Consider the following 250-nt stretch of genomic DNA (forward strand, 5'->3'; position numbering starts at 1 on the left):
CCAGCCCGAGTGCCGCCGCGCCGCGACCCACGCCGCGACCTGGGAGCGGCGCTGCAGGCCCATCTTCGCGAGCAGCGACGTGATGTGGTTCTTCACGGTCTTCTCGGCGACGCCCAGGCGCACGGCGATCTCCCGGTTGGACAGGCCGTCGCCGATCAGGTCGAGCACCTTGAGCTCGCACGGCGTGAGGTTCTCGGTCGGGTCCTCGTGGCCCGCGCGCCGACGGGTGACCGTCCGCTGGTCGAGCAGC

1 protein-coding gene is annotated in these 250 nt (G+C 72.4%); it reads right to left on the reverse strand.

From position 1 onward, the window contains the following. Window positions 1-250 (reverse strand): response regulator transcription factor (locus tag KVT14_RS20765; protein ID WP_217617333.1); only part of this gene is annotated, 250 nt, incomplete at both ends.

Origin of the sequence: Cellulomonas sp. GbtcB1, assembly GCF_019091725.1 — a bacterium.
In the GTDB taxonomy this organism is placed as follows: Bacteria; Actinomycetota; Actinomycetes; order Actinomycetales; family Cellulomonadaceae; genus Cellulomonas.